The following is a 9586-nucleotide window of genomic DNA, read 5'->3' as shown; positions in this document are numbered from 1 at the left end:
ATTCACTTTATTGTTCCTACCAAGCAAATGCGATTATTGGCATCATTATTGAGTGGTATCAAAATGATTTTTCTTATAATACAAGTTATTTAAATGATCAACTTGTTCAATTTTTAAATATGGGAGTAGACGGTTAATTTAAAACAAAATTGTTTTATGAAATTTTTCATTCCGTCTATTTTCATTTCATATATAATTAAAATATCGGATATTCGATTAACAACTTATATATACTTAGGTAGGTGAAAAATATTAATAGAAACATAGTTTATCATTCAACATTATGTATTTATTTTCTCACATCGATTGTATATATCATCTTGCTGAACATAGAAAATGGTCGTAATTATTTGGGATTTACGATGGTTGTTCCGCTTTTAGCAGTTATTTTGTATCAAAAATTATATAAGAAACAAAAAATAGTTCATACATTGGGAATTTCACGTCCAAAAATAAAAACACTAATCTTCTCCATTTTATTTCCACTACTTCTAGGACTATGTCTCCATTTTTATTTTTATATTTATGATATTAAGTTCTTATATAATCATTGGAATGAATTAGGATTTCTCTTACTCGTTGGTCTTACAGTCGGATCTTTATCTGCATTATTAGAAGAGATTATATGGCGCGGAAATTTTCATTACTATTTACGAAAAAAATATTCATTCATACACACAGCTATTATTACAGCTTTTCTCTGGTCTTTATGGCATATACCAGTAGCAATCTTTTATAAAAATTATGAGTTTTGGTTTGTAGGAATATTAAGTTATTTCTCGTTATTATTCATGTTATCTATAATTTTGACGTACACGAGAGAGTATGGTCATTCTGTAGTACCACCCGCAATTTTACATGGTATGTTTAATGTATTTTATTTAACAGATGGATTGCAAAACAAGTGGGATGCCAGCCTAATAGAATTTATTAAATTTATCTTGCTAGCAATTGTGCTCGGCATGATGTACCTTATACCTCGAAAAGTTAAAGAATAGTTAACAATTACAGAAAAAAGGTATCACGGGGATGTTTTATTTTTCACTACAATTTCTAAGTTCCCTCTTTCGCATCTTTTAATTTTTCATTTTTAATTCCTAATGTAGCGAGAGCTAAAAAAGAAACCCTTTTGAAAAATTAATCAAAAGGGTTTCTTTTTATATTAACTTTTCATTTTATTAAAAGAGATATAAATAAATTATACTACTCTATTGTAATGCTCCAATCACCATCTGCTTTTACCGCAAAGCTATACATCCCTGAATTCTTGAAAACTTGAGAAGATGACCCTTCATACGTACCAATTTTATTTACTAACAAATTCTGATCGTTCACTTTAATAATAAAATTCCTTGAACCTGTATGTTTTAATTTAACAATGTGGTTTCCACTTGGAACATCGATGAAAACTACGTCATCACCATGACCATTAATCGTACCTGGAACCTTTTCAGATACAGGTGGTGTTTCTTGTGTTACAGTAGCATTCCAGTTGCTACTTGATTTTACTTCTAAATAATATTCTCCACTTACCGGAATAGCAGTAGATACTTTTCCTGAATAATTTCCGATAGTGTTTACTAGCAATTCTATCGTATTACCACTACTATCTTTTAGATGTACAATAAAGTTTCTTGAACCCGTATTATTAAAATCAAAGAATACTAATCCTGAATTTAGTTGCATTTTATTTGTGACTGAGTCTCCAGAACCTTCCATTTTATTCTTTTTACTTTCATATAATTCCTTTAATTGCTTATTCGCTTCTTCATTTGCAATTCTTTTTTCTTCGTTCATCCTATTTTCTTCATCTTTAATGAAATTCCCTAATAATTCTTGATTATTTAATGTTTCAACTTTAATTACTTCCTTTGCATTTAATACTACTGCTACAATTTGTCCCTCTTTAGTATCAAATGTGTATAATCCAGCTGGATTATAGTTATTATAATTTCGTACTTTTATTTTACTCTCTTCTTTTTTATCATCAAATTCCTTAGTACTCATACCAGTAATAAACAAAGATTTTATTTCTTCTGTACTATACTCTTTATATATAGGCTCTTTATCTTCCTTTACTTCATCCGACGAAGTTACTTCTTCTTTTTTTGAATCCTCTTCACTTGTCGTTTCCTCACTTACCTTCGATTCATTTACCGTAAAAGTGTCCTTTTTCGGAGCAAATACAATGCAAATGAATGCAACTGAAAAACATCCGAGACATGCTACAATTGCTTTCATTCTTTTTTGCCAGTCCATTCTCTTATGAAATCTAACAATGAATAACCCACTGATTATCATTCCTAACACTAATAAAAACATAAAAACACCATACATACCTAAATACCTTCCTTTTCCCTTCTTACAACAAAACACCCTATTTATTCATGCGGAAAATGCACATGGCTTTCTCCATTCCAGCTATGATATTAACACATTATACTTATACATGAAATGTTTTTATTATACAAATATAATTATATTTGTATAAACAACTAAACTAACAGGCTATAATTAGTAGTAAATATACAAAATAAACAAAAAAGGATTTTTTAAATTTCAATTTTCAAATAAACTTTAGTAAAAGAAAAAATCCTCCTGCAGTGTAGGAGGATTTTTAAAGTTAACTATAGGCATCGCTTAATTAATTCCCATCTATCCCCCGCTTCCGGTACAATTTCAGATGCAATCGCCACCACCAGTTCCTTCTCCGGTACACAACAAATCACATTTCCACCATCGCCCATTGCACAGTATGAATAGACACCATCTTCTTCTCGTAACCACCATAAGTAACCATATTGATTTGAATTCATCGCTGTTGATTCTTGTACCCACGATTTTGAAAGAATTTGTTTTCCATCATACGTACCTTCATTCAAATACAATTGTCCAAACTTAGCCATATCTCTAGCTGTTAACGTAAGTCCCCATCCGCCTGTCGAAATACCATTTGGATCATGAACCCATCCCTTCACATCTTTTCCGAATAAGTCATCGAATCCAAATGCTTTCATATTGTAGTTTGGAATTTCTCTCATACCGAGTGGCTGAAATAGCTGTTCATTCGCAAATTCACGCGCACTTTTCCCTGTTACACTCGTAATAATTGCTGATAGTAAATGTGCTCCTGCAGATGAATATTTAAAAGCTCCAATTTGTCCGCCGTTCCCAATTCTATTAAGTGTATACTGCACCCAGTCCTGTTGTGTACATAGTTCTTCTAACGGTTCCTGCCAATCTGCATAAGGATATGGAGCTGTCATCGTTAGAAGGTGTCGTACTGTTACTTCAGATGGCTTAACATTATATTCTGGAAAAAATTCTATTACTTTTTGATCAATGCTTTTTATATACCCTTTATCTATGCATATCCCAATTAGCGCAGAGGTTATCGTTTTTGTGACAGACGCTATATGAAATGCATCATCTGAACCGTAACCATTATAATATTTTTCAAAAATAACACTATCTTTCTGCATTACTAACATACCATTAATATTTTTGTATTCTTCTTTTATCATACAATCTAACTGTTCAGCCGTTTTCATCGTTCTTCCCCCTTAATATATGATTAAAAAGGTTCGATAGGTACATAGATATCGACTATATGTTTATGTTCCGGGTGCTGCCTTGGGTCATTTTTATACACTTCAAAAGGATATGAATCTCTCGGTTTATATCCGCTCTTCGGGAGCCATTCACCGTATAAAAAGTTCCATGCCCCTTTGTATTCATCTTGGAATATTTCAAAGTGCCCTACTGCATATTTCCCTGATGGTATTGTCATTAGTCCAATTACGCTATTTCCTTCTTCTACTCCATCTGGAATTGTTATGCATAAACTTGTTCTTAAATGATAGTCCTCAGTAAACTCATGATGATCATGATAAATTGTTAATATCTTCGTATCCTCAAATACATGATAGTTTTGCTCCGCTGCGTAATGAAATAGCTTTCCTATCATTTTTGGAAAATCTATAGCTAAATCCTTATATGTACCTACGTGTCTTATGTATGCGACGTTTACTTTGTCCGCTGTTACAATTTCGACCTCTCCTCGAACCTTCTTACACTCATTGTATTGAGAACCTTCGCTAACGTCTTTGCAATTCTTGCTATTGTGATTTCTATACTGAGACGGACTTACTCCGTACTGACTTTTAAATGTCCGGGAGAAAACTGCTGAATCTGTGAAACCATAATGGTAAGCGATGTCTGTAACCGTCATATCCATACGATATGTAAGTAAATGTGTTGCCCTCTCTAATTTCAAACGATTCACATACCGAGATAACGGCTCTTCCATCATCCCTTTAAAAATTCTATGAAAATGAAATTTTGAAAAACCTGCCACATTAGCTAAATCCTCAATTGAAAGCGAATCATTTATATTTGATTCTATATAGTCTTGCACTTTATAAATACGTCGTAAATACTCGTTTCTACTTTGAGAACTCTCCATGTTCTTTCCTCCTCACAACAAAAAGGCTAACTTCACGTTAGCCTACTTTACACATGTTTTAAAAATAAAACTCTACTCCCGCCGTTCCCATCATAATTTGTATGTACGGATACACCTTCTATTTCATCATCCCCAGCTTCAATTTCAAAGCCAATTTCTTGATGAAATTGTATCGATTTTTTATTAACTGGTGACGTGATTGCTTTTACAACTTTACGGTTATTTGCACGAGCGACATCGAAGAAATAAGAATATAACGTTGATGCAATTCCTTTTCTTCTAAACTTCGGATTTACACCAATAAAGTGAACGTATGCTTCATCTTTATGCGTTTGTGAAAAAAATCCACATAAGAAACCTAACATTTCTCCCTCTTCTTCAATCATAAAACTCGTTTCTTGAAAGTGAACGAAAAACAATTTTGGCAACATACTAGCCATGTCTCTTCCGCCCCACCAATCATTTAAAACAGAATGAATCTTTACATAATCTTCCCCTTGAATGTTTCTTACTCGCATGTATTCTCCCTCTCACTCACTTCATTTTTTCATAAATTTTAATGACCGTTTCTACTAAAAGAATGAATACCCATATTCCGCAAAATACAAGAACAGATTGGAATATCGATCCAATTATCATAACACCAACTGCACCTGTTATTGAAAATGATATCCCACCAAGCCCTGGATCCTGTATAAGTGCTCCAGCAGAAAAAGTGGTTATAATAGATACTACTAGATAAATAACACTCATTATTTTTAATATTTTTATAGAAAGATATGAAATTTGTTTTTCTTCCACTTGTGATAATTCGATTTCCCCACTCGCAATTCCTTTTTGCAAACAATCCTCACATAAAAATTCTTCACTTATTTTTTTACCACCATGCAACGTACCTGTTATTTCTTTACACCTTGAACATTTTCGATTTATCATGTTGTTACCACTCCAATCTATTAAGATTATACTTATATAATTCTACATTTACCTTAATATTCCTTTTATGTATTTTATAGAGAAAGGTTGTGTTTTATGATTTCAAAACTCACATTTGGTTCTAAAATACCTACTGTTCAGTATGTATTACGGCCGAGCTGTTATGCGGTTATTTTTGATCCAACTACTTCAAACATAGCTATCATTCAAAATGGAGAACGTTACTTTTTACCAGGTGGCGGTATGGAAGGTAATGAAACAAAAGAAGAATGTTTGCATCGTGAATTACTCGAGGAATTAGGATGGACAATTGAAATCGAACAGTATATCGGTAATGCAGCGCGCTATTTTTATGCGGAAAAGGAAGATACATATTATTTAAACGATGGGTTCTTTTACATTGCGAACATGGTACATAAACAAACTGAAACCTCTGAAGAAGATCATATTCTAAAGTGGATGTCTCCATTACTTACTATAGAACATTTACTTCACGATCATCAAAAATGGGCTGTTGAACAAGCTCTTTTATTGCAAAAACAAAAATGATCTCCTTCTATGTGAAAGAGATCATTTTAAAGATTAGCTTACTTTTTTCAAATTGAGAGCGGGCTTTTTGATTCCGCCTTTTTTTACAACATATAAACCCACAAAGATTATAAGTCCGCCAACCAGTTGCATCATATTGACTTGCTCTCCTATTGTTACCGCTGCAAAGATAACTGCGAACAGTGGTACGAGATACATATATACCATTACTTTCGTTGAACCTATTTTACTAATACCGACATACCACATTGCAAGTCCAAAGATTGTCGCAAAGACGATTGAATATGCTAGTGAGCCCCAGCTCGGCATATCTACTGGCCACGTTAATGTATTTACGTTGAATAAACAGTATATAACGAGAGGTACAATTCCAATTAAAGTAGACCATGATGTAACTCTCATTGCCGAGTATTTTGTAATAAGAGGTTGCGCCAAAATTGGGTACCAGCCCCACGCAACTGCTGCGACTAATCCAATTATATTTCCAAGCCACGCATACTCGTAAGTAGCTCCTCCCGTATGTCCTGTTAATAAAACGAATGCTGCACCAATAAAGGCTACTATTGAACCAATTTGTACTTTCATCGAAAAACGTTCTTGCTTGTGTAATACTGCTAATATCCCTGTAAATATAGGTGACATCGCAATTAATAATGAGGCGTTCGTTGCTGAAGTATATTTCACAGATAGCATAAACATCGTTTGGTACATTGTCGTTCCAACGATACCGACTGCTAATAATCGTAACCAATCTTTTCTTTCAATACGTAATGAGCGTTCCATAATAAATGTAATAAGTAATAATACCGGTGATGCTACTAAAAATCGTAAACTATTAAATTGAATGGATGACATAAATGCCACGCCATACTTTCCAATTGTATAATTTGCTCCCCATACTAATGCTACTGATACTAGGAGCCATTCCATTTGCCATCGTTTCATCCGAATCTCCCCTTCCCTATTTAGCATAGTAAAATTGGCTGGATATAACACCGTCCAATTGGCTGTTTTTTTACCCAGCCAATTTGTTATACTTGATGTATATAAGAGATGCGGAGGCGTTTGTATGGAATGGAAGCTAGATAACGACAGTAAAATCCCTATTTATCAGCAAGTTGTTGACTTTATTGAAAAACGTATTACATACGGAGAACTTCCTCCAGGTAGCTTCCTCCCTTCAGAACGGAAATTAGCTACGCAGTTAAATGTAAACCGCAGTACGGTAACGACTGCTTATAATGAACTACGTGCTATGGGCATTGTAGAAAGTACAACTGGTAAAGGTACACGTGTGAGTACACATATGTGGGGCGTTTCTCCAACATTAACGCCGAACTGGAGAGGTTTCGTAGAAGGCGGGACTTTCTTACCAAACTTACCGTTACTTCGCCATATTCGGGCAGAAGTACAGCAAAATGAAAACATGATTGACTTCGCAAACGGAGAGCTCGGTTGTAACCTCTATCCTCACGATCAACTACAAACGATTTTACGAGAACAGCCGTTAACGCAGTCATTAAGTTATGATCACCCTCAGGGCTATCTCCCGCTAAGACAAGCGGTAGTAAACTATATGAAGGAATATTTAAATGTTGAAGCGACAGAACAATCCATTATGATTACATCCGGCGCCCAACAAGCACTCCACCTTATCGTTCAATGTTTATTAAACCCAGGAGATGCAGTCGCTTTCGAAAGTCCTTCACACTGTTATTCATTACCGTTATTCCAATCAGCAGGTATTCGTATTTTCCCATTACCTGTCGATGAACATGGTATTAATCCAGATGATGTGCAAGAGTTGTATAGAAAGCATCGTATTAAAATGATCTTTTTAAATCCAAATTTCCAAAACCCAACTGGAACAATGCTTCATCCAAATCGAAGAAAAAAACTTTTATCACTTTGCGCAGACTTACGAATTGCGATTGTTGAAGATGATCCATCTAGTTTACTTACGTTAGAAAATAAACAACCTTGCCCTACTTTGAAATCGATTGATGAAAATGGAACTGTCATTTATGTACATTCCTTATCAAAAATGATTGCACCAGGTTTACGAGTCGGATGGCTTGTCGCTCCGCAGTCCGTAGTAGAGCGATTATCTGACGCACGGCACCAAATGGAATTAGGAATGAGTATTTTTCCCCAGTGGCTTATGCAACAATTTTTCGAAACTGTACCATTTCAGTCTCATATCGTACCGTTACGAAAACAACTAGCAGAAAAAAGAGACATTATCGTCCGCGCTCTAAACGAGCAACTTCATGATAAAATCTCTTTTTCAAACCCTACTGGTGGTATTTACATATGGGGGAAATTAAAAGAACCTATAAACGAAAAACAACTTATTATGCAAAGCTTAAAACAAGAAATCGCCTTTATGCCCGGTAGTATTTTTGGCGCGAAAGATGGTTACATTCGTTTATCTTATGGGAAAGTAAATATTGATCAAATTGAGGAAGGCATTTCTCGTTTGCGTGAGGCTATTTTGGTTTGTGAAAAATAACATTAGATACGAACCCTCGTTTGACAAAAGTCAAATCTACCATTATTATCAACACGAACCTATTTATAGGAGTGATTACAATGAAAATTTACGTTGATGCAGATGCTTGTCCTGTAAAAGATGTGATTATTTTTGAAGCTACGAATGCCGAAATCCCTGTTACGCTCGTTACTAGCTTTTCTCATTATTCTAATGCTAAGCAGCCAGCAGGGGTGGAAACAATTTATGTTGATTCCGGAGCAGATGCTGCGGATTACCGGATTATGCAGTTAGCAAAAAAAGAAGATTTAATCGTAACGCAAGATTACGGTCTTGCTTCGCTCGCTTTAGCAAAAGGCTGTATCGTTCTACACCATAAAGGCTATAAGTATACGAATGAAAACATTGAACAACTATTACAAACACGTTATTTAAGTGCAATGATTCGAAAAAGTGGCAAGCGTACAAAGGGGCCAAAACCATTTACAGCAGAAGACAAAGAGAAATTTAGAGAGCTCTTTAAAAGTATGATTGCACTTTAGAAATGAACATTCTATTTGCAAGGAAAACTTTGTAAAGAAAAGAAGAGAATATCCAAATGAACATTCTCTTCTTGAGGTTTACCCGTTTAAAAAGACGGTAAATTATCTAAGTTATTTTCCTTTATACCATCCGGTTCACTACGTATAATATCCCTACCATACTTATGGAATACGTCCACATGAGCTAACTTTCCTGATTTTGCTTCATCAAGAGCAGTAATATAATCTAATTCTCTGCCACTACTTGTTTTAAAAGCAATTAAATCACCTTCATCATTTTTACGAACTGCAACTATTTGTTCTGCTCCTGAATCGACTTCCTGGGCTACTTCCAATTGAGCTTGCTCTTCTCCTTGATGTAAGTAATCATTATAAACTTTTTGAAAGTCTTTTTTGTCCATAAAACTCACCTCCAACACATTTTTTAGTATGGTTGGGAGCTATTGGTTTTATGTACTTTTTTATTAACTTAAAAAGACTACGCTACTCCAAATAAATAACCCCAGATTATACTTTTTTTTCCTAATACAAATTTATTTTACAATCCTTTACCTCTCAATTTAAGCTAAATTTAAGTGTTAATATTTTCCTAACAATATTATC

General features: G+C 34.3%; 11 protein-coding genes. 4 read left to right on the top strand and 7 right to left on the bottom strand.

What is annotated here, in order from left to right:
• Positions 1-242 precede the first annotated feature (242 nt).
• Positions 243-998: a CPBP family intramembrane glutamic endopeptidase gene (locus tag ACFWDE_RS28525; RefSeq protein WP_340824525.1), complete on the top strand. Its 756-nt coding sequence runs from the start codon at positions 243-245 to the stop codon at positions 996-998.
• A gap of 205 nt (positions 999-1203) precedes the next feature.
• Here the strand turns inward: ACFWDE_RS28525 and ACFWDE_RS28520 are convergent, their stop codons facing one another.
• From ACFWDE_RS28520 to ACFWDE_RS28500, 5 genes are all read right to left on the bottom strand, one after another.
• Positions 1204-2337, bottom strand: a complete 1134-nt coding sequence (locus ACFWDE_RS28520) for a tripartite tricarboxylate transporter TctB family protein (protein WP_377896137.1) — start codon at positions 2335-2337, stop codon at positions 1204-1206.
• A 290-nt stretch (positions 2338-2627) separates the two neighbouring features.
• Complete coding sequence (locus ACFWDE_RS28515; protein ID WP_377896136.1) at positions 2628-3551, bottom strand: serine hydrolase domain-containing protein; 924 nt, start codon at positions 3549-3551, stop codon at positions 2628-2630.
• A gap of 23 nt (positions 3552-3574) precedes the next feature.
• A complete protein-coding gene (locus tag ACFWDE_RS28510) occupies positions 3575-4465 on the bottom strand; it encodes an AraC family transcriptional regulator (protein ID WP_377896135.1) in 891 nt (296 codons plus the stop codon).
• Positions 4466-4512: 47 nt separating this feature from the next.
• Complete coding sequence (locus ACFWDE_RS28505; RefSeq protein WP_377896134.1) at positions 4513-4983, bottom strand: GNAT family N-acetyltransferase; 471 nt, start codon at positions 4981-4983, stop codon at positions 4513-4515.
• A gap of 16 nt (positions 4984-4999) precedes the next feature.
• Positions 5000-5401, bottom strand: a complete 402-nt coding sequence (locus ACFWDE_RS28500; protein WP_377896133.1) for a DUF3980 domain-containing protein — start codon at positions 5399-5401, stop codon at positions 5000-5002.
• A 96-nt stretch (positions 5402-5497) separates the two neighbouring features.
• Here ACFWDE_RS28500 and ACFWDE_RS28495 point away from each other — a divergent pair, with 96 nt between their 5' ends.
• On the top strand, positions 5498-5950 hold the full coding sequence (locus ACFWDE_RS28495) for an NUDIX hydrolase (RefSeq protein ID WP_377896132.1): 453 nt from the start codon (positions 5498-5500) through the stop codon (positions 5948-5950).
• A 33-nt stretch (positions 5951-5983) separates the two neighbouring features.
• Here ACFWDE_RS28495 and ACFWDE_RS28490 read toward each other — a convergent pair whose 3' ends face one another.
• Positions 5984-6895, bottom strand: coding sequence for a DMT family transporter (locus ACFWDE_RS28490; protein ID WP_377896131.1), 912 nt, complete (start codon positions 6893-6895; stop codon positions 5984-5986).
• A gap of 124 nt (positions 6896-7019) precedes the next feature.
• Between ACFWDE_RS28490 and pdxR the strand changes: the two genes are divergently transcribed.
• Together pdxR and ACFWDE_RS28480 are read left to right on the top strand one after the other, a co-directional pair.
• Entirely contained in the window at positions 7020-8462 is a 1443-nt protein-coding gene (gene pdxR, locus ACFWDE_RS28485; protein WP_377896130.1) for a MocR-like pyridoxine biosynthesis transcription factor PdxR, read from the top strand.
• An 80-nt stretch (positions 8463-8542) separates the two neighbouring features.
• The gene (locus ACFWDE_RS28480) at positions 8543-8983 is read left to right on the top strand and encodes a YaiI/YqxD family protein (RefSeq protein ID WP_377896129.1); all 441 of its coding nucleotides are present in this window, start codon (positions 8543-8545) and stop codon (positions 8981-8983) included.
• An 86-nt stretch (positions 8984-9069) separates the two neighbouring features.
• Here ACFWDE_RS28480 and ACFWDE_RS28475 read toward each other — a convergent pair whose 3' ends face one another.
• Positions 9070-9384, bottom strand: a complete 315-nt coding sequence (locus tag ACFWDE_RS28475) for a DUF3892 domain-containing protein (protein WP_377896128.1) — start codon at positions 9382-9384, stop codon at positions 9070-9072.
• Positions 9385-9586 lie beyond the last annotated feature (202 nt).

This window comes from Bacillus sp. NPDC060175 (assembly GCF_042728695.1).
Taxonomy (GTDB): domain Bacteria; phylum Bacillota; class Bacilli; order Bacillales; family Bacillaceae_G; genus Bacillus_A.
The sequence above is the reverse complement of the archived record's forward strand: the minus strand, read 5'-3'. Positions and strand labels throughout refer to the sequence as shown.